Source organism: Streptomyces albidicamelliae (assembly GCF_025642175.1).
Lineage (GTDB): Bacteria > Actinomycetota > Actinomycetes > Streptomycetales > Streptomycetaceae > Streptomyces > Streptomyces albidocamelliae.
This window is the reverse complement of record NZ_CP106795.1, coordinates 2,775,448-2,795,146: the sequence shown is the minus strand read 5'-3', so window position 1 is coordinate 2,795,146 and position 19,699 is coordinate 2,775,448. Positions and strand designations below refer to the sequence as shown.

General features: G+C 73.6%; 20 protein-coding genes and 1 pseudogene. 10 read left to right on the top strand and 11 right to left on the bottom strand.

All coding sequences use genetic code 11. The features are described from left to right. Positions 1-75 precede the first annotated feature (75 nt). Complete coding sequence (locus N8I86_RS12980; protein WP_263277818.1) at positions 76-1,311, top strand: cytochrome P450; 1,236 nt, start codon at positions 76-78, stop codon at positions 1,309-1,311. A 117-nt stretch (positions 1,312-1,428) separates the two neighbouring features. Here the strand turns inward: N8I86_RS12980 and N8I86_RS12975 are convergent, their stop codons facing one another. The 7 genes and pseudogenes from N8I86_RS12975 to N8I86_RS12945 all read right to left on the bottom strand — a co-directional run bounded on the left by N8I86_RS12975 (position 1,429) and on the right by N8I86_RS12945 (position 8,718). After that, positions 1,429-2,115: a YoaK family protein gene (locus N8I86_RS12975; RefSeq protein ID WP_073893504.1), complete on the bottom strand. Its 687-nt coding sequence runs from the start codon at positions 2,113-2,115 to the stop codon at positions 1,429-1,431. 244 nt (positions 2,116-2,359) lie between these two features. Next, the gene (locus tag N8I86_RS12970; RefSeq protein WP_073894131.1) at positions 2,360-2,773 is read right to left on the bottom strand and encodes an aggregation-promoting factor C-terminal-like domain-containing protein; all 414 of its coding nucleotides are present in this window, start codon (positions 2,771-2,773) and stop codon (positions 2,360-2,362) included. A 365-nt stretch (positions 2,774-3,138) separates the two neighbouring features. Beyond that, positions 3,139-3,960: an ECF transporter S component gene (locus N8I86_RS12965; protein ID WP_073893501.1), complete on the bottom strand. Its 822-nt coding sequence runs from the start codon at positions 3,958-3,960 to the stop codon at positions 3,139-3,141. Beyond that, a pseudogene (locus N8I86_RS12960) lies at positions 3,957-5,665 on the bottom strand (ABC transporter ATP-binding protein). Before N8I86_RS12960 ends, N8I86_RS12965 begins: the two are co-directional and overlap by 4 nt. Next, positions 5,662-6,861 (bottom strand): energy-coupling factor transporter transmembrane component T, encoded by a 1,200-nt coding sequence (locus N8I86_RS12955; protein WP_404830805.1) that lies wholly within the window; start codon positions 6,859-6,861, stop codon positions 5,662-5,664. The pseudogene N8I86_RS12960 and the gene N8I86_RS12955 overlap by 4 nt, the downstream one beginning before the upstream one ends. Next, positions 6,848-7,510 (bottom strand): SCO2322 family protein, encoded by a 663-nt coding sequence (locus tag N8I86_RS12950; RefSeq protein ID WP_263277817.1) that lies wholly within the window; start codon positions 7,508-7,510, stop codon positions 6,848-6,850. The genes N8I86_RS12955 and N8I86_RS12950 overlap by 14 nt, the downstream gene beginning before the upstream one ends. Beyond that, positions 7,507-8,718 (bottom strand): prenyltransferase/squalene oxidase repeat-containing protein, encoded by a 1,212-nt coding sequence (locus tag N8I86_RS12945; protein ID WP_263277816.1) that lies wholly within the window; start codon positions 8,716-8,718, stop codon positions 7,507-7,509. The genes N8I86_RS12950 and N8I86_RS12945 overlap by 4 nt, the downstream gene beginning before the upstream one ends. A gap of 329 nt (positions 8,719-9,047) precedes the next feature. Here N8I86_RS12945 and N8I86_RS12940 point away from each other — a divergent pair, with 329 nt between their 5' ends. Further along, the gene (locus N8I86_RS12940; RefSeq protein ID WP_263277815.1) at positions 9,048-9,236 is read left to right on the top strand and encodes a hypothetical protein; all 189 of its coding nucleotides are present in this window, start codon (positions 9,048-9,050) and stop codon (positions 9,234-9,236) included. 190 nt (positions 9,237-9,426) lie between these two features. After that, positions 9,427-10,020, top strand: a complete 594-nt coding sequence (locus N8I86_RS12935) for a helix-turn-helix domain-containing protein (protein WP_073893491.1) — start codon at positions 9,427-9,429, stop codon at positions 10,018-10,020. Positions 10,021-10,069: 49 nt separating this feature from the next. Here N8I86_RS12935 and N8I86_RS12930 read toward each other — a convergent pair whose 3' ends face one another. After that, on the bottom strand, positions 10,070-11,098 hold the full coding sequence (locus N8I86_RS12930) for an MBL fold metallo-hydrolase (protein WP_073893488.1): 1,029 nt from the start codon (positions 11,096-11,098) through the stop codon (positions 10,070-10,072). A gap of 175 nt (positions 11,099-11,273) precedes the next feature. On the opposite strand from N8I86_RS12930, the gene N8I86_RS12925 reads away from it, so the two are divergent. The 3 genes from N8I86_RS12925 to N8I86_RS12915 all read left to right on the top strand — a co-directional run bounded on the left by N8I86_RS12925 (position 11,274) and on the right by N8I86_RS12915 (position 13,444). Further along, positions 11,274-11,603 (top strand): FliH/SctL family protein, encoded by a 330-nt coding sequence (locus N8I86_RS12925; RefSeq protein ID WP_073893486.1) that lies wholly within the window; start codon positions 11,274-11,276, stop codon positions 11,601-11,603. 153 nt (positions 11,604-11,756) lie between these two features. Then, positions 11,757-13,208, top strand: a complete 1,452-nt coding sequence (locus tag N8I86_RS12920; protein WP_263277814.1) for an aldehyde dehydrogenase — start codon at positions 11,757-11,759, stop codon at positions 13,206-13,208. Positions 13,209-13,210: 2 nt separating this feature from the next. Then, positions 13,211-13,444: a ferredoxin gene (locus N8I86_RS12915; protein ID WP_073893480.1), complete on the top strand. Its 234-nt coding sequence runs from the start codon at positions 13,211-13,213 to the stop codon at positions 13,442-13,444. 41 nt (positions 13,445-13,485) lie between these two features. On the opposite strand, the gene N8I86_RS12910 is transcribed toward N8I86_RS12915, so the two are convergent. After that, the gene (locus tag N8I86_RS12910; RefSeq protein ID WP_073894128.1) at positions 13,486-14,106 is read right to left on the bottom strand and encodes a TetR family transcriptional regulator; all 621 of its coding nucleotides are present in this window, start codon (positions 14,104-14,106) and stop codon (positions 13,486-13,488) included. A 220-nt stretch (positions 14,107-14,326) separates the two neighbouring features. Here N8I86_RS12910 and N8I86_RS12905 point away from each other — a divergent pair, with 220 nt between their 5' ends. From N8I86_RS12905 to N8I86_RS12895, 3 genes are read left to right on the top strand one after another with little or no spacing between them, the layout of a single operon-like run. Further along, positions 14,327-15,793 (top strand): glycosyltransferase family 4 protein, encoded by a 1,467-nt coding sequence (locus N8I86_RS12905; RefSeq protein WP_073893477.1) that lies wholly within the window; start codon positions 14,327-14,329, stop codon positions 15,791-15,793. Further along, positions 15,787-16,539 (top strand): class I SAM-dependent methyltransferase, encoded by a 753-nt coding sequence (locus tag N8I86_RS12900; RefSeq protein ID WP_073893474.1) that lies wholly within the window; start codon positions 15,787-15,789, stop codon positions 16,537-16,539. The genes N8I86_RS12905 and N8I86_RS12900 overlap by 7 nt, the downstream gene beginning before the upstream one ends. Continuing rightward, a complete protein-coding gene (locus tag N8I86_RS12895) occupies positions 16,536-17,606 on the top strand; it encodes a prenyltransferase/squalene oxidase repeat-containing protein (protein WP_073893472.1) in 1,071 nt (356 codons plus the stop codon). Before N8I86_RS12900 ends, N8I86_RS12895 begins: the two co-directional genes overlap by 4 nt. A gap of 47 nt (positions 17,607-17,653) precedes the next feature. On the opposite strand, the gene N8I86_RS12890 is transcribed toward N8I86_RS12895, so the two are convergent. Further along, positions 17,654-17,944 carry a hypothetical protein gene (locus N8I86_RS12890; protein ID WP_073894127.1) on the bottom strand — a complete coding sequence of 97 codons (291 nt, stop codon included), beginning with the start codon at positions 17,942-17,944 and terminating at the stop codon, positions 17,654-17,656. 142 nt (positions 17,945-18,086) lie between these two features. Here N8I86_RS12890 and N8I86_RS12885 point away from each other — a divergent pair, with 142 nt between their 5' ends. After that, a complete protein-coding gene (locus N8I86_RS12885; protein WP_073893469.1) occupies positions 18,087-18,659 on the top strand; it encodes a hypothetical protein in 573 nt (190 codons plus the stop codon). On the opposite strand, the gene N8I86_RS12880 is transcribed toward N8I86_RS12885, so the two are convergent. Further along, positions 18,656-19,666, bottom strand: a complete 1,011-nt coding sequence (locus tag N8I86_RS12880; RefSeq protein ID WP_263277813.1) for an LLM class F420-dependent oxidoreductase — start codon at positions 19,664-19,666, stop codon at positions 18,656-18,658. The two genes, N8I86_RS12885 and N8I86_RS12880, sit on opposite strands and share 4 nt — an antisense overlap. Positions 19,667-19,699: the final 33 nt, after the last annotated feature.

Genomic DNA, 19,699 nt, shown 5'->3' with positions numbered 1-19,699 from the left:
TTGTAGAACCCGTTACTACCTTCACGGCAGCCTGTATTCCTGATGGGCCGTCAGACCGGACGACGGGAGCCGCCGATGCACTGCCCCGCGCTGCCCGACGGGTTCGACTTCACCGACCCCGACCTGCTGCACCACCGCGTGCCCCTCCCCGAGTTCGCCGAGCTGCGCCGTACCGAGCCGGTCCGCTGGATCCCGCAGCCGCACGGCCTCGCGGGGTTCGCCGACACCGGCTACTGGGCCGTGACCCGGCACGCCGACGTCAGGTACGTCTCCACTCACCCCGAACTGTTCTCCTCCACCCTCAACACGGCGATCATCCGGTTCAACGAGCACATCGAGCGCGACGCGATCGACGCGCAGCGGCTGATCCTGCTCAACATGGACCCGCCGGAGCACACCCGCGTGCGCCAGATCGTGCAGCGGGGCTTCACCCCGCGCTCGATACGCGCCCTGGAGGACCGGCTGCGCGCCCGCGCGGAGGCGATCGTGGCCGGTGCCCGCGCCCGCTCCGGGCCGTTCGACTTCGTCACCGAGGTCGCCTGCGAACTCCCCCTCCAGGCCATCGCCGAGCTGATCGGCGTCCCGCAGGAGGACCGCTCCAAAATCTTCGACTGGTCCAACAGAATGATCGCCTACGACGACCCCGAGTACGCGATCACCGAGGAGGTCGGCGCGCAGTCGGCCGCCGAGATCATCGCCTACGCGATGAACATGGCCGCCGAGCGCAAGCGCTGCCCGGCGCACGACATCGTGACGACCCTGGTGGCGGCGGAGGACGAGGGCAACCTGAACTCCGACGAGTTCGGCTTCTTCGTGCTCATGCTGGCCGTGGCCGGCAACGAGACCACCCGCAACGCCATCACCCACGGGATGCACGCCTTCCTCACCCATCGCGACCAGTGGGACCTCTTCACCCGGGAGCGGCCCGCCACCGCGGCCGAGGAGATCGTGCGCTGGGCGACCCCCGTCAACGCCTTCCAGCGGACCGCCACGCAGGACACGGAACTGGGCGGGGTGGAGATCAGGAAGGGCGACCGGGTCGGCCTCTTCTACGCCTCCGCCAACCACGACCCCGAGGTCTTCACCGAGCCGGACGCCTTCGACATCACCCGGGACCCCAACCCGCACCTGGGCTTCGGCGGCGGCGGCCCGCACTACTGCCTCGGCAAGTCCCTCGCGATCCTGGAGATCGACCTGATCTTCCACGCGATCGCCGACGCGATGCCCGGTCTTCGGCTCGCGGAGAGCCCGCGCCGCCTGCGCTCGGCCTGGATCAACGGCGTCAAGGAACTCCGGGTGACCACCGGCTGACCGCACGGCCGGGGCCGACGGATCCGGTGCCGTCGGCCCACCCCGAGGGAGGCAGGAGCACCCTCGTCCCTACGCCCGTTCCTGCCTCCCCCGAGGTCCGCCGCGTCCTGTCGCCGCCTACTCCCGGCCCGAGGCCGTCAGCGCCAGTACCGCCGAGGCCAGTGCCGCGACCAGCAGCGGGACGCCGAGGCCGTGGTGGAGCACCAGCCAGGCGCCCAGAAAGGCACCGGCCAGCATGGCGATCGCGGAGGCGGTCCGGCGCGGGGAGCGGTGTCCGGTGCCGTCGCCCAGCCGGGACTCCGCGGCGAGGCCGGTCAGGGTCATGGTCAGGACCGTGGTCGTCAGGTCGGAGACGCCCAGTCTGCGGACGGTGGCGTTGCGCAGGCCCATCGCGTAGGCCGTGAGGGCGATGAGGGCGTAGACCGTGCCGGTGGTGCCCGGCCGGATCAGGGCGACCGCCGCCGACACCCCGACCAGCAGGGCCTCCGCGGCCAGGGTCAGCCGCGCCCACCTGCGGCGTGAGCCGGATCCGAGACGGGCCGCGACCCGGCCTCCCGTCGCCGCGCCGAGCAGGAAGCAGACCAGCGAGGTGGCCGTGTGCAGGACGGAGAAGCCGGGCGCGCCGGCCGCGGCGAAGCCGAGGACGACCACGTTGCCGGTCATGTTGGCGGTGAAGACCCGGCCCAGGCCCAGATAGCTGACGGCGTCGATCAGCCCGCTCACCACGGTCAGCACCAGGAGGACGGCGACCAGCCGCACCCCGCGCGCCTCCGGGTCATGCGCCGTCGCCTGCGCTGTCGTCATGGTTGCTCCCACCGGCCCGAGGGACGAGTCGGTGACCACTCCACCACGCCGGCGGGCGGGGCGCCGGGTGGCCGGGGCACCGGCGTGTGCTCGGTGGGGGCCGGACACACGCGCGCACCCCCGCCCGGCGGGGCGAGGGTGCGGAAGCGTGGGGGGAGGCTCGGAGGGGCGAGCCGGGTGGAGCGCTCGGCCGGAGGACGCGGCTCGACGGCGAGCGCTCGGGCGAAGCTCAGTCGGGTGCGGCTCAGTACCAGCCGTTGGCCTGCCAGAAGCTCCAGGCCTGGGCCGGGCTGCCGTAGCGGGACTTCATGTAGTCCAGGCCCCACTTGATCTGGGTGGCCGGGTTGGTCTTCCAGTCGGCACCGGCGGAAGCCATCTTCGAACCCGGCAGGGCCTGGACCAGGCCGTAGGCGCCGGAGGAGCTGTTGGTGGCGCTGGGGTTCCAGCCGCTCTCGTGCTCGACGATCTTGCTGAACGCGTTGAACTGCGCGGCGTCCGGGATCATCTTGTGCGCGATCGCCTGGGCGGAGGAGGCGGAGCTCGGGGCGGCCTGGGCGGGCGCCGCGCTCAGTGCCATACCGGCGGTGGCGGCGGCCACGGCAGCGGCGGTGAGGGCCTTCTTCGGGGAAGCGATGCGGCGGATGAAGGAGACGGACACGGAGAACCTCTTGCGTCGGGGACGGTGGATCGCCCGCATGGGATGGACCACGCGCTGTGGCCGTATGCGTCGGCGCCGCGGCCCGGGTGGGCTCGTGGCGCCTGGCGACGTCGTCCAGACAAGCAGGCCGGAAACCCGTCCGCAATGACCCCTTTTACTAGTTGTGGCCGGATCGGCGGGGAACGTCCGCCCTGTGGCGTGGCTCTCAATCAGCAGGTCAGCAGGGGTGTCGGATGGGACGTATCGGGCAAAACGGACTACGGCCCCCCGTAGTAGGTGATGTGCGTCATGTGGGGCGCTTCACCGACTCGCTCACGGGGCGGATCCGGCGCCTCACGCAGCGGGACGACCGGATGTGCCGCCGGTCACGCGCCCGGACCGTCGAATGTGACCGCGGTCTCGAACGCGGCCCGCCGGGTGGCCCGGCGCAGCGCGCGCAGCACCGCCGGACCGAGGAACACGGTCAGCAGCACCGTGCAGACGGCCCGGCCCAGGTCCCAGCCGAGGGAGGTGGCCAGGCAGTACGCGACGAAGCGGGCCAGGTTCGCGGGCACCGCGGCCTGCGGGTCGAAGGAGATGTTCGACGCCGCGGCCCCGAGGAAGGGCCAGCCGGCCAGGTTCATGATCGTGCCGTACGCGAAGGCGGCCAGGAAGCCGTATCCGGCCAGCATCAGCACTTCGCCCCGGCCGCGCAGCCGCACCGGGCCCGGCAGCAGACCGGCACCCATCGTGAACCAGCCCATCGCCAGCATCTGGAACGGCAGCCAGGGTCCGACCCCGCCCGTGAGCAGCGCGGACGCGAACATCGTCACCGAGCCCAGCGTGAAGCCGAATCCCGGTCCGAGCACCCGCCCGCTGAGCACCATCAGGAAGAACATCGGCTCGATGCCCGCCGTGCCCGCGCCGATCGGGCGCAGCGCCGCCCCGGTCGCGGCCAGCACCCCCAGCATGGCCACGGCCTTCGGTCCGAGGTCCGACTCGGAGATCGTCGCCGCCACCACCGCGACCAGCAGCAACAGCAGACCCGCGAAGAGCCAGGGCGCGTCCTGGGCGTGCGCGTTCAGCTGCGCGGTGGGCGGGGCAAGGAAGGGCCAGCCGAAGGCCGCCACCCCCACCGCGCCGACCAGCACCAGCGCGGCGAGGGAGCGGGGACCGAGCCGGACGGCGCGCACCCGGGTGGACGTCATGCCAGTGCCTCCCGCACCTCGGCCACCGTCAGCCAGCGCTGCGGGGCCAGGATCTTCGTCACCTGCGGCGCGAACGACGGCGACGACACCACGATCTCGGCGGTCGGGCCGTCGGCGATCACCTCGCCCTCGGCGAGCAGCACCACCCGGTGGGCGATCTCCGCGGCCAGCTCCACATCGTGCGTGGCCAGCACGATCGCGTGCCCCTCGGCGGCCAGGTCCCGCAGGACGACGGCCAGACGGGCCTTCGCCGCGTAGTCCAGGCCGCGTGTCGGCTCGTCCAGCAGGAGCAGGGGAGGACGGGCGGTGAGCACCACGGCCAGGGCGAGCGCCAGGCACTGGCCTTCGGACAGGTCGCGCGGGTGCGTGCCGTCGGTGATGCCCGGCAGCAGTCCGGACACCAGCGCCCGGCAGGTGCCCGGCTCGGCCCCCGCGTCCCGGTCGGCGGCCGCGCACTCGGCGGCCACCGTGTCGGCGTACAGCAGATCGCGCGGCTCCTGCGGGACCAGGCCGACGCGGCGGACCAGCTCGCGGGGCGGGGTGCGGTGCGGCGCGGCACCGCCCACGTCGACCGTGCCGGCGGTCGGCGTGACCAGACCGACGAGCGAGTTGAGCAGGGTGGACTTGCCGGCGCCGTTGCGGCCCATGAGGGCGACGGTCTCGCCCGCGGAGACGGTCAGGTCCACGCGGTGCAGGGCCTCCGTCCGGTTGCGGCGGACGGTGACGTCGCGCAGGACCGCGATGTGCGGGGTCGCGGGAACCGGTGCGGCGGGCCGGCGCCGGAACAGGGAGCGGCGGGCCGGCGCGGCCGGGACCTCCGGCACCCGCCGCCGGAGCTGCGCCGGGAGCGGGGCCGTCGGCCCGTGCGCGCGGGGTGCCGCCGCGGCGGCACCGGCCAGCCGGTCGCGCAGGGGAGCGGCACGGCGGCGGGCGTCGCGCACCGTCAGGGGAGCGGAGTCCAGTCCGCCAGCCGGCCCAGGGCGACGACCGGCGGGTACACCGGGGACGCGGCCATCACCTCGGCCGGGGCGCCGACCACCGGGGCCTCGCCGGGCGCGGGCAGCAGGACGACCCGGTCCGCGTACTGCACCACGCGTTCCAGCCGGTGCTCCGCCATCAGCACGGTCGTCCCCAGGTCGTGCACCAGGCGCTGCAGCACCGCCAGCACCTCCTCCGCCGCGGCCGGGTCCAGCGCCGAGGTCGGCTCGTCCAGGACCAGCACCCGGGGGTGCGGGGTGAGGACCGAACCGATCGCGACCCGCTGCCGCTGGCCACCGGAGAGCGTGGCGATGGGCCGGTCCCGCAGCCCCGCCAGGCCCAGCAGGTCCAGGGTCTCCTCCACCCGGCGCCGCATCACCGCGGGCGCGAGGCCCAGCGACTCCATGCCGTAGGCGAGTTCGTCCTCCACGGTGTCCGTCACGAAGTGGGCGAGCGGATCCTGCCCCACCGTGCCGACCACGTCGGCGAGTTCCCGCGGCTTGTGCGTACGGGTGTCCCGGCCGGCCACCGTGACCCGCCCGCTCAGGGTGCCGCCCGTGAAGTGCGGGACCAGTCCGCTGACCGCGCCGAGCACGGTCGACTTGCCCACCCCGGACGGGCCGACGAGCAGCACCAGTTCGCCCTCGGGCACCTCGAAGTCCACGCCCCGGACGGTGGGTCCGGCCGCGCCGTCGTACGTGACGCCGACGTTCTCGAAGCGGATCACGACGGCTCCTCGGGGATGCGGGGCACCTCGGGTGCCCGGGGGACGACGAAGGCGGGCAGCAGGGCCGGCAGCACGGCGAGCGCGGGCCACAGCGGGAACGCGGGCGCGACCAGGGGCACCACCCCCGGGTGCAGCGCGTCGGGGTCGCGGGCCGAGGCGAGCGCGAGCAGCGCGGCGACGGCCACGCCCGACCCCGCGACCAGCCAGGCCCGTACGCCCCAGGGGTCCGGGCGGTACCGGGTGCGCAGGGAACGGCGGCCGCCCAGGCGCAGACCCGCGAGCGCGGCGGCCACACCGGCGAGCAGCACCGGCAGCCCGTACGTGCCGCCCTCCGCGGTGAGCAGCCCGTACGTTCCCGCGCACACCCCGAGCAGACCGCCGAGGGTGAGCGCGGCGGTCGTACGGCGGACGCGGGCGGGCACCTCGGCGGTGCGGCCGTAACCGCGGGACTCCATCGCCGCGGCGAGCGCGACCGAGCGCTCCAACGCGCCCTCCAGGACCGGCAGTGCGACCTGGAGCAGGCCCCGCACGCCACGGTCGGGGCGGCCCCGCAGCCGGCGGGCGGCCCGCAGCCGCCGTACGTCGGCGATGAGATGGGGCGCGAAGGTGAGGGCGACGACGACGGCCACCCCCGTCTCGTACAGCGCTCCGGGCAGCGACTTCAGCAGCCGGGAGGGGCTGGCGAGCGCGTTCGCCGCGCCCACGCAGATCAGCAGGGTGGCCAGCTTCAGACCGTCGTAGCCGGCGAAGACGAGCGCCTCGGCGGTGACCCGGCCGCCCAGCCGGATGCCCTGCGCCCAGTGGGGCAGCGGGATCTCGGGGAGGGTGAACAGGGTGTGCGTGCCGGGGACGGGAGTGCCGAGGGCCACCGCGAAGAGCAGGCGGACCAGCAGCACGGCGAGGCCGAGCCGGACGAACGCGGCGTAGGAGCGGGCCCAGGGAGCCGGGGAGCGGTGCGTCGCCACGACGTAGGCGGAGGCGGCGACGAGGAGCGCGAGGAGGAGCGGGTTGGTGGTGCGGGTGGCCGCGGTACCGAGGGCGAGCGCCCACAGCCACCAGGCGCCGGGGTGCGGCTGAGCCCGGTACCGGTGCCGTGCGCCGGCCGCCGGCTTCGGCTTCCCGGCGGCACGGGGGACCGCGCGATCGGCCACGGCGCACCCGTTGTCGCAGGACCGGCCGCAGCTACACGGAGTCATCGCGCCGCCGCCGCGCCTGCCACACCGCGGCACCCGCCAGCACGGCCACCACTCCCACGCCGACCGGCAGACCCAGCGACGGCCCGCCGCCGGACCCGCCGTCCGCACCGTGCCCGCCCGGTGCGGCGGCCTCGGGCTCGCGGTCCGCCGACACCTGCTCGCCGCACCCCTGGCGCGGGTACCCGGCGATCGCGCAGAGCAGCGCGTTGGTGTCGTACCGCAGGGGTTTGGCGACCGCGGCCACCGCGTCCGCGCTCGTCGCGTCCGGGGCGAGACGGGCGCACGCGGTGCGGCGCGCGGGCGGACGCTCGCCGGACGGGGCGTCGGCGGCCGTGCCGAAGTCGAGGACCAGCGCCACCCGCTTGGTGCCCGCCTTCGCGGGCGTGTCCGCGCAGATCGTGGTGAAGTCCGCCGTACCGCGCGGCCGGGTCGCGTCCGCGGAGTCCGCGCTCACGGCGAACCGGAAACCCTGGACCGCGCCGTCGTCCGGGCGCACCATGGACGGGCCCTGGGTGGCGTACGTCCAGTGGCCGCCGGAGCGCTCCCAGAACGACCAGTAGCGGTAGCCGGTGGCGTGGGCCGCGGTCGCGGGAAGCAGCAGGACGAGCGCGGCGACCAGCAGGGTCGCGGCACGGCGGACGGGGGTCACGGCCGGTTCTTCTTCCGGCCGCTGAGCAGGAAGCCGATGCCGACGCCCGCCACGAGGCCGACGCCGACGATCCACCACACGCCGGTGTTCGAGTCGTCGTCGGACGCCTCGGCCTTCTTCTCCGCGGCCTTCTCCGCCTGCGGGGCCGGGCCCTGGGCGTTGAGGGAGCGGACCAGGCTGGTGCCGCCGAAGTCGCCCGGCTGCGCGCCCACCGCGTGCGCGGCGAGGATCAGCTGCGCGTACGCGGCCGGGCCGCTCTGCACCGCCCACTGGGTGGCGTTCTTCTCCAGCCAGGCGTACACCTTCTTCGCCCGGTCGGTGCGGCCGTCCGCGGCGAGCGCGACGACGGTGTCCGCGGTGTTGCCGAAGTCGGGCTGGTCCTTGGCTCCGGGCAGGGTCGACTTCAGGTACCCGGTCCTGGCGACGGCCGACGCCAGGTAGGCGCCCGCGTTGTCCGCGAGCCGGGCCGGGGTGGGGTGGGCGGCCTTGACGCAGCCGTCCTTCGCGGGCGCCTTGCCGGCCTGCGCGACGAAGCCCTTGCCGAGCGAGCCCAGCAGGCCGGCCGCCGTCGCGTCCGCGTTGGCGAGCAGCTTGCCCTTCTTGTCCGGCTGGTAGGCGAGGGCGCCACCGCCGTCCTGGTCGCAGGGGACGGCCTGCGTGGCCAGCAGGTCGTACGGGGTCCTGCTCCTGTTGTGCAGCTTCGCGACGTCCTGGCCGTCCGCGGCGAACGCGCCGATGACGACGCTGGTGGAGTTGGTGTCGCTCGGACCGCCCGGCGTGTAGCCCCAGCCGCCGTCCTTGTTCTGCACGGTGGTCAGCCAGACCAGGGCGTCGCGGACCTCGCGCTCGTGTCCGCCGACGGCGGCCAGGGCCTGCACGGCGGCCGCCGTGCTGTTGGTGTCCACCTGCGTCTTGTCGTCGCAGGCCTTGGCGGGCACGGCGCGGAAGGCGGCGAAGGAGCCGTTCGCGCACTGCTGCCCGGTGAGCCAGTCCACGGCCTTCGGGGCCGGCCGGTAGCCGAGGGTGCGCTGGGCGAGCAGCGTCAGCGACTGCCGCCACACGCCGTCGTACGTCGGGTCCGCCTTGCCGTAGAGGCCGTCCGGGACCGCCACCTTAGGGGACGGGGACGCGTCGGCGGCCGTGGCGGGCGCGGCGGCGGCCAGCACGCCTATGGCGGCGAGAGCCGCGGCGCTGCGGCGAACGTTCATGGTCGGCGACTGCCTCTCCTGCGGGGAGCCTGCAGCGCACGGGAACACCCGGGCGGCTCGGCCCCGTATACCTCGACGGTGCCGTGCGCGGCGGGCCGCCGACGCACGTGAGCCGGTCAACGTCCCGCCCGGGGCAGTCCGGCTCACCGCCCGCCGGGCGGCTCACGGTTGCGGGTCAGCGCCGGAATTGCACCGGCTTCCCCCCGTACGGGTGTGATGACGACTCCGCCACTTTACCGGCAGCCCCGCGCGACCCGAGGGGTGGCCGTGGGCACACCGCCCCGGTGACCGGGCTCACGCCCCCGACGGGCTCGGGTCACAGGGCCGACGTGCGCGAGAGCGGCGACGCGTGGGGGCCGCGCCGGGACCGCGAGGGCCGGGCGGACGCGGCCGCCGAGGCGGCCGTGACGGAGGACGTACGACGGTACGGCTGTCCGGTGCCCCGGTCGCGGCCGACCGGCTCGGGCATCGACCTCGTGTGGAGCGGCCGTCCGGACCGACGCTGCTCGGCGCCCTAGTCGAACTCCTCGCCCCCGCGTCGGCGTTGTCTCGCTCTCCGTGTCGTGATCCTCACCCAGCGCTCAGGCGACTGTCAACGATTGCTGCCCCCTTCGGTAGGAAGCGCTGTCACCTCTGGTCGGTCACCGACCGACCCGGTAGCCTCGCGTCAGCCCGACACCGAACGGACGACAGCCCAGGGAGAACTCGGTGAGTGACGCGTACGCCGACCTGGCCGATGTCCTGCGCCGGCTCGGCGAGTTGACCGGCCGGCCGGGCCGGCTGCCGGAGGCCCTCGACGTCGCCGACCTCTCCCGTCGCACCGGTGTCCCCGTAGCTGTCGTCGCTGAACTCCTCGACGGCGGACGGGTTCCCGAGACCATGCTGGCCCAACGGGTGCGCCAGCGGCTCGACTTCATCCGCGAGCACCGGCGGCGGCCCGACGGAAAGCGGTACTCCCTGGGTGAGCTGGCCGCCATCGCCGGCACCAGCAGGCAGTGGCTGAGCGAGTGGCGCAAGAGCGGGATGCCGAGCCTCGCGCACATCGACCGGCTGCGCCGTTTCTTCGGGCTGAGCGCCGGGTTCTTCACCGCCGACGAACCGGAAGCGCTGCACGAGGCGTTGCGGCCCGTGCTGCAGAGTCTGGAGGCCGAGGCCGACCCGCTGCTGCGGCTGCGCCAGAACGGGCTGGTCCGGCTCGCCGCCCGTGCCCCGCAGATGAACGCCCACCAGCTCGCCACCCTCGCCGACCTGGCCGAGATGATCATCTCCGCGGAACGGGTGGAGGACGCCGGGCGCACCTGACCCCGCGACCGGGGCGGGGGTCTCTCGCTGCCGCCGCGACGCACACGGCTCACACGGCCACGTACGCCACCGGCTCGCTCCCGGCCAGCGGTTCGGCCCGTCCCTGCTTCACCAGGCGCCGCAGATGGGACTCGGCCTCGGAGACGGCGATGTTCCGGGAGCCGTAGGGGATGTCGGCCCAGGGCCGGTTCCACTCCATGCGCTCCGCGAGCTGCCAGGGTGTGAGGGGCTCGCGGAGCAGCGCCAGCAGTCCGGCCAGCCGCTGCTCGTGGTGGTCGAGCAACTGCCGTACCCGGCCGGGCGCGTCGGTGAAGGCGTACTGGTGGGCGGGGAGCACCTCGGCCGGGGTGAGCCGGCCCACCCGCTCCAGGGAGTCGAGGTAGTCGCCGAGCGGATCGGTCACCGTGGCGTCGTCGGGGTCCTCGTACAGACCGATGTGCGGGGTGATCTCCGGCAGCAGGTGGTCGCCGCTGAACAGACGCCCGCGACCCGCGAGTCGCGCGGGGTGGTCCTCCTCCAGGTGCAGGCAGACGTGGCCGGGGGTGTGCCCCGGGGTCCAGACGGCGCGCAGCCGGCGGCCGGGCAGGTCTAGGAGTTCCCCGGGCACGACGTCCCGGTCCGGCAGTGCGGGGGAGAGGCCGGGCAGGGTACGGCGGCCCCGGGCGGCCCGCAACGGGGCGATGTGCTCCTCGGGCGCCCCGGCCGCCGCGAGTTTGTCCGCCATGTACGCGTACCAGCGCTCCGGCCGGGTCTCCCGGGCCCGCCGGACGATCGCCGCGTCGGCCTCGTGCATCGCCACCCAGGCGCCGGACGCCTCGCGCACCCGCGCGGACAGCCCGTGGTGGTCGGGGTGGTGATGGGTGACGACCACGCCGTACACCTCGGACGCCCCGGTGCCGCAGGCCGCGAGGCCCGCCACGAGCACGTCCCAGGACGCCGGATCGTCCCAGCCGGTGTCGACCAGCACGGGTCCCCGGCCGGTGTCCACGACGTACACCAGCGTGTGGCCGAGGGGGTTGTCCGGGATGGGCACCTGAACGGACCGTACGCCCCCGCCGTGATCGAACGTCTTCGTCATCCGGCTCCTCCGCCCCGCCGCCCGCAGCCTTTCGACCCCGTTCACTATAACCAGAACTGACGCAACGTCAGTTGCGGTCGGCGGAGGGGGCGTGCGGACGAGCACCCCGAGTTGCGTCACGCTTTCGGCCTATTAGAGTGGAAACATCCCATATGAGCGTATCTGGGGAGAGCTCATGCAGCGAAGGACGATCAAGAGGGCCGCGGCCCTCAGTTCCGCTCTGGTGGCGACCGGCGTCGCCCTCATGCCGTTGAGCGTGCAGTCGGCGGCCGCCTCTCCGGCCCCGACGCGGGTGGGTTCCGCCGCGGTCGCTCCCGAGCAGAACCACTACCAGCAGGGCTTCCGGCAGGGCTTCCGTGACGGCTTCTCCGACGCGCGCTCCGACTGTGACCGCGACGGCTACAGCTCCGGCTACTCGTCCGGCCACGACTCCTCGTGGGCACACGGTTACGTCGACGGCTACAACCGGGGCTACAGCTCGGCCTACAACCGGTACTGCGACTGAGTCCCGCTTCACCGCGCGACGGTCAGGGCCGCACCGGCGGGTGATCCGCCGGTGCGGCCCTGACCGGCGTCGCCCATTGCCCGCTGTAACTAGAACTGGTATCAGTTCTGAAACGGCGTCAGATACGCGCGGTGCGGCGGGAGGCAGTCGGCCATGACCGAGCTCGTGGAACACGGACAGCTGTTCATCGGCGGGGAGTTGACCGACCCCCTCGGCACGGACGTCATCGAGGTGGTCTCCCCGCACACCGAGGAGGTCATCGGCCGGGTGCCGCACGCCTCCCGGGCGGACGTCGACCGGGCGGTGGCCGTCGCGCGCCGCGCCTTCGACGAGGGTCCCTGGCCGCGGGCCACGCTCGAGGAGCGGATCGAGGTCGTCACCCGCATCAAGGACGGCATCGCCGCGCGGCACGAGGAGATCGCCCGCGTGATCTCCTCCGAGAACGGCTCCCCGTACTCCTGGAGCGTCCTCGCCCAGGCGCTCGGCGCGATGATGGTGTGGGACTCGGCGATCCGCGTCGCGCGGGACTTCACGTACGAGGAGCGCCGCGCCGGCGTCCTCGGCCCGCTCCTCGTCCGCCGCGAACCCGTCGGCGTGGTCGCGGCCGTCGTGCCGTGGAACGTCCCGCAGTTCGTCGCCGCGGCCAAGCTCGCCCCGGCGCTGCTGACCGGCTGCGCGGTCGTCCTCAAACCGTCCCCGGAGTCCCCGCTGGACGCCTACCTCCTCGGCGAGATCGCGCGCGAGGCGGGTCTGCCGGAGGGCGTGCTGTCCATCCTCCCCGCCGACCGGGAGGTCAGCGAGTACCTGGTCGGCCACCCCGGCGTCGACAAGGTCTCCTTCACCGGCTCGGTCGCGGCCGGCCGGCGCGTGATGGAGGTCGCCGCCCGCAATCTCACCCGGGTCACGCTGGAGCTCGGCGGCAAGTCGGCGGCGCTCGTGCTCCCGGACGCGGACCTCGGGACGGCGGTCGCGGGCATCGTCCCGGCGGCCTGGATGAACAACGGCCAGGCCTGTGTGGCCCAGACCCGCATCCTCGTCCCGCGCGCCCGGTACGCCGAGTTCGCCGACGCCTTCGCGCAGGCGGCGAGCGCCCTGACGGTCGGCGACCCGCTGGACCCGGCCACCCAGGTGGGCCCCCTGGTCGCCCGCCGTCAGCAGCGGCGCAGCCTCGACTACATCCGCATCGGCCAGGAGGAGGGCGCCAAGATCCTCGCCGGTGGCGGCCGGCCGGCGGCCCCGGACCGCGGCTGGTACGTCGAGCCGACCCTCTTCGGCGACGTGGACAACTCCATGCGGATCGCCCGCGAGGAGATCTTCGGCCCGGTGATCTGTCTGCTCCCGTACGGCGACGAGGCCGAGGCCGTGAAGATCGCCGACGACTCCGACTACGGTCTGTCCGGCAGCGTGTGGACGGCCGACGTCGAGCACGGCATCGAGGTGGCCCGCCGCGTCCGCACCGGCACGTTCTCCGTCAACACCTTCAGCCTGGACATGCTCGGCCCGTTCGGCGGCTACAAGAACTCGGGCCTCGGGCGGGAGTTCGGCCCGGAGGGGTACGGCGAGTACCTGGAGCACAAGATGATCCACCTGCCGGCGGGGGCGTGAGGATGGGCGACCGCTGGCGCGTCGAGGTCGACCGCTCCGTCTGTATCGGCTCGGCCCAGTGCCTCCATCACGCCCCGTCCGCCTTCCGCCTCGACACGGCCCGCCAGTCCCACCCGGTGGACCCGGCCACCGACGCCACCGAGGCGATCCTGGCGGCGGCGGAGAGCTGCCCGGTGGAGGCGATCACCCTGACCCTCCTGGACACGGGGGAGACGGTGTTCCCGCCGGAGGAGTAGCGGGGCCCCGGGGGCCGGGCAGCCGGGGGCGGGTGCACGGCCTAGCGCGAAGCCCCCGGCTCCGTCAGGTCGATCAGGCGGCAGACCGTTTCGATGTCTATCTTGACCTGGGCGATGGAGGCGCGGCCCGAGAGCCAGGTGGTGAGGGCCGAGTGCCAGGTGTGCTCGATGACCCGGACGGCGGAGAGCTGCTGCGGGGTGGGGTCCGCGAGGCCCATCGCGTCCAGGATGATCGCCGTCGTCTGCCGGGAGACCTGGTCCACCTCGGGGGAGACGCTGCGGTCGGCGAAGGTCAGGGCGCGGACCATCGCGTCCGCCAGATGCGGCTCGCGCTGGAGGGCGCGGAAGGCGCGCATCAGCGTCTCCGCCACCCGCTCGGCCGCCGTGTCCCCTGCCGGCGGCTTCTTCCGCAGCGTGCCGTGCATGTGCTCCAACTGGTCCTGCATGGTGGCCACCAGCAGGTGCACCTTCGACGGGAAATAGCGGTACAGCGTGCCGAGCGCCACCTGCGAGGACTCGGCCACCTCGCGCATCTGCACCGCGTCGAAACCGCCCCGGCTGGCGAGGTGGGCGCTCGCGCGCAGGATCCTGCGGCGGCGGGCCTCCTGCCGCTCGGTGAGCGGCGGCGACGCGGGCCGCGACGTACTGGCTTCCGCAGGCATGGGTCCCGTTCCGTGACAGTCGGTGAGGGTGTCGGTGGGGCAGGTGATCATCCGGCGCGGAGGGGGCCCGTGTCGTGGCGTGAATCACCTGATCCACTGCTCACAGCGCCCCTACCTGCCGGTAGATTCAGAGCCTCTTGAACGATCAAGTCTGAAACTTGTTCTAGATTAGCGTCCCGTCGTAGTCTCGCGGGACAGTGCATGCAGAAGGGGGCACCGAGTGACCGCCGAGGCCCGGGAAGCGGGTGCCCAGGAGGACTCCGCAGCCGACGGCGAGCGACCGCTCCACATCGCGCTCCTCACCTACAAAGGGAACCCGTTCTGCGGCGGCCAGGGTGTCTACGTACGGCACCTCTCGCGTGAGCTCGCCCGCCTCGGCCACCGTGTCGAGGTCATCGGCTCGCAGCCGTACCCCGTCCTCGACGAGGGCTACCCCGCGCTCACCCTGACCGAGCTGCCCAGCCTCGACCTGTACCGCCAGCCCGACCCCTTCCGCACCCCCGGGCGGGACGAGTACCGGGACTGGATCGACGCCCTCGAAGTGGCGACCATGTGGACCGGCGGCTTTCCCGAGCCCCTGACCTTCTCGCTGCGCGCCCGCCGCCATCTGCGCGCCCGCCGCGGCGAGTTCGACGTCGTCCACGACAACCAGACCCTCGGCTACGGCCTGCTCGGCGACATCGGCGCCCCCCTGGTCACCACGATCCACCACCCGATCACCGTCGACCGGCGGCTGGAGCTGGACGCCGCCGAGGGCTGGCAGCGCCGCTACTCGGTGCGCCGCTGGTACGCCTTCACCCGGATGCAGAAGCGCACCGCCCGCCGGCTGCCCTCCGTCCTCACCGTCTCCGGCAGCTCCCGGCAGGAGATCGTGGACCACCTCGGCGTCCGCGAGGAGCGCGTCCACGTCGTCCACATCGGCGCCGACACCGACCTGTTCGCGCCGGATCCGGCCGTCCCCCAGGTGCCCGGCCGGATCGTCACCACCTCCAGCGCCGACGTCCCCCTCAAGGGCCTGGTCTTCCTCGTGGAGGCGCTGGCGAAGGTGCGCACCGAGCACCCGGCCGCCCACCTCGTCGTCGTCGGCAAGCGCCCCACCGAGGGCCCGGTCGCCCAGGCCGTCGAGCGCTACGGCCTCGAAGGCGCCGTCGAGTTCGTCAAGGGCATCTCCGACGCCGAACTCGTCGACCTGATCCGCTCGGCCGAGGTCGCCTGCGTGCCCTCCCTGTACGAGGGCTTCTCGCTGCCCGCGGCCGAGGCCATGGCCACCGGCACCCCCCTGGTCGCCACCACCGGCGGCGCGATCCCCGAGGTCGCGGGCCGCGACGGCGAGACCTGCCTGGCCGTGCCGCCCGGCGACGCCGGAGCCCTGGCCGCCGGCCTCGGCCGGCTGCTCGGCGACCCGGAACTGCGCGCCCGGCTCGGCGCCGCGGGCCGCGAGCGGGTGCTGAGGAACTTCACGTGGGCACGCGCCGCCGAGGGCACCGTGGCCCGCTACCGCGAGGCCATCGCACGCTCCGCGGGCGGCGACGGCGCCCACGCCCCGGCGGCCGGCGGCGCGACGGCCCCCGTTCCCGGCCGTTCCGCGGCTTCACCGAGTGTCGCGGTCACGGCGTCCCGGAGCGACGCGTCCCCGACCTCGGCCAGTGACACCGGCGTCTACACCGAAAGCAGGGCCACGTGCTGACCGTCGACTTCTCCCGGTTCCCGCTCGCCCCGGGCGACCGTGTCCTGGACCTCGGCTGCGGGGCCGGCCGGCACGCCTTCGAGTGCTACCGGCGCGGCGCCCAGGTCGTGGCCCTCGACCAGAACGCCGAGGAAATCCGCGAGGTCGCCAAGTGGTTCGCGGCGATGAAGGAGGCCGGCGAGGCCCCCGAGGGCGCCACCGCCACGGCCATGGAGGGCGACGCCCTCGCCCTGCCCTTCCCCGACGAGTCCTTCGACGTCGTCATCATCTCCGAGGTGATGGAGCACATCCCCGACGACAAGGGCGTCCTCGCGGAGATGGTCCGCGTGCTCAGGCCGGGCGGCCGGATCGCCGTCACCGTGCCGCGCTACGGCCCCGAGAAGGTCTGCTGGGCGCTGTCCGACGCCTACCACGAGGTCGAGGGCGGCCACATCCGCATCTACAAGGCCGACGAGCTGGTCGGGAAGATCCGCGAGGCCGGCCTGAAGCCGTACGGCAGCCACCACGCGCACGCCCTGCACTCGCCGTACTGGTGGCTGAAGTGCGCGTTCGGCGTCGACAACGACAAGGCGCTGCCGGTCCGGGCGTACCACAAGCTGCTGGTCTGGGACATCATGAAGAAGCCCCTGGCCACCCGGGTCGCCGAGCAGGCGCTGAACCCGCTGATCGGCAAGAGCTTCGTGGTCTACGCGACCAAACCGCACCTGCCGCGTCTCGATGGGACCGACGGGGCGGCCGCCAAGTGACGACGCCCCGGACAGAACACCTGGTCCTGCCCGGGGTCCTCACCGCCGGGCAGGCCGCCGCGACCGTACGCGGCATCCTCGCCGCGCAGCGGGAGGACGGCGCGATCCCGTGGTTCCGCGGGCACCACCTCGACCCCTGGGACCACACCGAGGCCGCCATGGCCCTCGACGCGGCCGGCGAGCACGAGGCGGCCGAGCGGGCGTACGACTGGCTCGCCCGGCACCAGCTGGAGGACGGCTCCTGGTACGCGGCCTACGCCGACGGCGCCCACGACGACGTCACCGACCGCGCCCGCGAGTCGAACTTCGTCGCCTACATAGCCGTCGGCGTCTGGCACCACTACCTGTCCACGGGTGACGACACCTTCCTGGACCGCATGTGGCCCTGCGTCTACGCGGCCGTCGAGTGGGTGCTGCGGCTCCAGCGGCCCGGCGGGCAGATCGGCTGGCGGCGCGAGGACGACGGCACCCCCACGGCCGACGCCCTGCTCACCGGCAGCTCCTCCGTCCACCACGCCCTGCGCTGCGCCCTCGCCATCGCCGAGCAGCGTGAAGAGCCCCAGCCCGACTGGGAGCTGGCGGTCGGCGCGCTGCGCCACGCGATCCGCCGGCACCCCGAGCGGTTCCTCGACAAGGACCGCTACTCGATGGACTGGTACTACCCGGTCCTCGGCGGCGCGCTGACCGGGGCGGAGGCCAAGGCCCGCATCGAGGAGTCCTGGGACCGCTTCGTCGTCCCCGGCCTCGGCGTGCGCTGCGTGATCCCCAACCCCTGGGTGACCGGCGGCGAGTCCAGCGAACTCGCCCTGGCCCTCTGGGCGGTGGGGGAGTCCGACCGCGCCCTGGAGATCCTGCAGGCCATCCAGCACCTGCGCGACCCCGCGACCGGCCTGTACTGGACCGGCTACGTCTTCGACGACGAAGCGATCTGGCCCCAGGAGCTGACCACCTGGACCGCGGGTTCGCTCCTGCTGGCCGTGGCCGCGCTCGGCGGCCACGACGCCACCTGCGCGGTCTTCGGCGGCGACCGCCTGCCGACCGGCCTGGACCCCGACTGCTGCGCCTAGCCGACGCGAGCGGCACGGCCCCCCGGGGGACCGTGCCGCGTGCCGCCTCAGTGCCGCTGCATCCGGCTGGCGATGGCGTGGCCGACGAACAGGTAGACCACCGCGGCGAGACCGTAGCCGGCCACCACCCGGGCCCAGGCCTCGTCGAACGTGAAGAGGTCGTGGGACCAGCCGGCCAGCCAGGCCGCGGCGTCATGGACGAACTGCACCAGGCTGTTCGCCCGGTTCGCGTCCAACAGGTACATCAGAATCCAGAGGCCGAGAATGAAGGCCATGACGTCGGCGACGATCGCCACGACCGTCCCGGCCTGATTCGCGCCCGTGCGATATCGAGACATGTTCTTCGGATTGCCGCTTCCGGGCCCGTGAAACAGGGCCGGGAGCACCGACGGCGTTCCTCCCCGAGTGGCGGGACGCGGCCGTTCGGGTGAACCTGCCGGAGGAAGCAGACCGCTCGGGGAAACACGTCCGGAGGACCCCGTGCCCGTACCGATACGGCGCCTCTTCGTGGCGCTCACCCTCTGCTGCGCACTGGTGGCGGGCGCCACCGCCTGCGGCAGCAGTGAGAAGACCAGCAGTACGAAGACAGCCGCTTCGGCGGTGGCCGCCGCGCAGGAGGCCACCCCCAGCCCGTCCACGTCCGCCGAACGCCAGAAGTTCGCCAAGACCCGCTTCGTCGCGAACGCGGGCCTGGCCGCCGGCGCCACCTACCAGTGGATCGTGAAGCCGTGGAAGGCCGGCAAGTTCAAGAAGGGCGCCCACGGCCGCAAGCTGTCCCTGGTGAAGGCCGGTCTCGCCGGTGCCTTCGCCTACAACCGCCTGAAGGCGGCGCAGAAGAACGCCCAGGGCGATCCCCTGCTGTCGAAGGCGCTCGCACCGCTCACCGCGGGCATCGCCTCCCTCAAGAGCCTGCCGTCCAAGCTCCGCAAGGGCGACGAGGGCGCGGCGAGTTCCTTCGACGACATCATCAACCAGGTGAAGGACGCCGGGAAGAGCGCCGGTGCCGAGGTCAAGAACAAGGTGCCCTCGACCTCGCAGCTCACCCAGGGCTAGGAGGTCAGCTCCGCCAGCACCCTGAGGGTGTGCGGGTCCGGTGACAGGGCCAGCAGGTCCGTCACCGGACCCTTGCGCCACAACTCCAGTCTTTCCGCTATGCGTTCGCGCGGGCCGACCAGGGAGATCTCGTCGGCGAAGGCGTCCGGGACGGCCAGCACGGCCTCCTCCCGGCGTCCGGCGAGGAACAGCTCCTGGATCCGCCGGGCCTGCTCCGCGTACCCCATGCGGGCCATGAGGTCGGCGTGGAAGTTGCGGGCCGCGTGCCCCATCCCGCCGATGTAGAACCCGAGCATGGCCTTGACCGGCAGCAGCCCCTCCGCGACGTCGTCGCACACCTTCACCCGTGCCATCGGAGCCACCAGGAACCCCTCGGGGAACTCCCGCACGACGTCCCCGTAGACCTCCGGCCGGCTCGGCGACCAGTACAGCGGCAGCCAGCCGTCGGCGATGCGGGCCGTCTGCGCCACGTTCTTCGGCCCCTCGGCGCCGAGCAGCACCGGCAGACCGGCCCGCAGCGGATGGGTGATCGACTTGAGCGGCCTGCCGAGCCCCGTCCCGTCCGGCCCCCGGTACGGCAGCGGATGGAACCGTCCGTCCACCTCCACCGGCGCCCGGCGGCGCAGCACCTGCCGTACGACGTCCACGTACTCCCGGGTCGCGGTCAGCGGCGACTTCGGGAACGGGCGGCCGTACCAGCCCTCCACCACCTGCGGCCCGGACAGGCCCAGCCCGAGCAGCATCCGCCCGCCGGAGAGGTGGTCCAGGGTGAGCGCGTGCATCGCGGTCGCGGCCGGCGAGCGGGCGGCCATCTGCGCGACGGCCGTACCCAGCCGGATCGTCGAGGTCCGCGCGGCGATCCAGGTCAGCGGGGTGAAGGCGTCCGAGCCCCAGGACTCCGCCGTCCACACCGAGTGGTACCCGAGCCGTTCCGCCTCCTGGGCGAGCGCCACGTGTCCGGGGTCCGGACCGCGTCCCCAGTAGCCGAGTGCGAGACCGAGCCGCATACGCCTGCCTCCTGACGGAGCGTCAGCCAACCG

Excerpts from the sequence above, each read along its gene's own strand:
- N8I86_RS12890 (WP_073894127.1), bottom strand. The coding sequence starts at position 17,944 with ATGTCTCGATATCGCACGGGCGCGAATCAGGCCGGGACGGTCGTGGCG.
- N8I86_RS12915 (WP_073893480.1), top strand. The coding sequence starts at position 13,211 with ATGGGCGACCGCTGGCGCGTCGAGGTCGACCGCTCCGTCTGTATCGGC.
- N8I86_RS12965 (WP_073893501.1), bottom strand. The coding sequence starts at position 3,960 with ATGACGTCCACCCGGGTGCGCGCCGTCCGGCTCGGTCCCCGCTCCCTC.
- N8I86_RS12925 (WP_073893486.1), top strand. The coding sequence starts at position 11,274 with ATGCAGCGAAGGACGATCAAGAGGGCCGCGGCCCTCAGTTCCGCTCTG.
- N8I86_RS12910 (WP_073894128.1), bottom strand. The coding sequence starts at position 14,106 with ATGCCTGCGGAAGCCAGTACGTCGCGGCCCGCGTCGCCGCCGCTCACC.
- N8I86_RS12945 (WP_263277816.1), bottom strand. The coding sequence starts at position 8,718 with ATGAACGTTCGCCGCAGCGCCGCGGCTCTCGCCGCCATAGGCGTGCTG.
- N8I86_RS12920 (WP_263277814.1), top strand. The coding sequence starts at position 11,757 with ATGACCGAGCTCGTGGAACACGGACAGCTGTTCATCGGCGGGGAGTTG.
- N8I86_RS12880 (WP_263277813.1), bottom strand. The coding sequence starts at position 19,666 with ATGCGGCTCGGTCTCGCACTCGGCTACTGGGGACGCGGTCCGGACCCC.
- N8I86_RS12975 (WP_073893504.1), bottom strand. The coding sequence starts at position 2,115 with ATGACGACAGCGCAGGCGACGGCGCATGACCCGGAGGCGCGCGGGGTG.
- N8I86_RS12930 (WP_073893488.1), bottom strand. The coding sequence starts at position 11,098 with ATGACGAAGACGTTCGATCACGGCGGGGGCGTACGGTCCGTTCAGGTG.
- N8I86_RS12955 (WP_404830805.1), bottom strand. The coding sequence starts at position 6,861 with ATGACTCCGTGTAGCTGCGGCCGGTCCTGCGACAACGGGTGCGCCGTG.
- N8I86_RS12980 (WP_263277818.1), top strand. The coding sequence starts at position 76 with ATGCACTGCCCCGCGCTGCCCGACGGGTTCGACTTCACCGACCCCGAC.